Source organism: Aminobacter sp. P4_D5, assembly GCF_056401815.1.
In genome coordinates this window covers 1-653 of record NZ_JBFUIP010000852.1, presented here as the reverse complement: position 1 = coordinate 653, position 653 = coordinate 1, and the positions used below count along the sequence as shown (strand labels likewise).

Annotated in this window: 1 protein-coding gene; it reads left to right on the top strand. The window is 72.7% G+C overall.

Going from position 1 to position 653, the window contains the following annotated elements; translation table 11 throughout:
• A partial coding sequence (locus AC1DWF_RS35390) for an ATP-binding cassette domain-containing protein (protein ID WP_476843132.1) occupies positions 1-653 on the top strand: 653 nt, incomplete at both ends.

Genomic DNA, 653 nt, shown 5'->3' with positions numbered 1-653 from the left:
GGACCTGACGATCCGCATGGCCGGGCGCCCCCTCATGGAGGGCGCCTCGCTGCAGGTCGACGACGGCCGCAAGATCGGGCTCGTGGGCCGCAACGGCGCGGGGAAATCCACGCTGATCAAGGCCATCCTCGGCGAGCTCCAGCCCGATGGCGGCGACATCCGCATCGCCCAGCGCGCGCGCGTCGGCCATGTCGCGCAGGAGACGCCGGCCGGCGAGACCTCGCTGCTCGACATCGTGCTGGAGGCCGACACCGAGCGCGCCGGCCTGCTCGCCGAGCTCGAGGGCCATCCGGAGGCGGTCCGCGCCGGCGAGATCCACGAGCGCCTCATCGCCATACAGGCGGATTCCGCGCCCGCGCGCGCCGCGACCATCCTGGCCGGCCTCGGCTTCGACGCCGAGGCCCAGGCCCGGCCCTCGCGCGAGTATTCCGGCGGCTGGCGCATGCGCGTCTCGCTGGCCCGCGCGCTCTTCCTGGAGCCCGACCTGCTGCTGCTSGACGAGCCSACCAACCACCTCGACCTCGAGGCGGCCATGTGGCTGGAGGGCTGGATCCAGCGCTTCGGCGGCGCGGCGATCATCATCAGCCACGACCGCGGGCTGCTGGAGCGCTGCGTGGATTCCATCGCACATCTCGATCGCCTGAAGATCACGC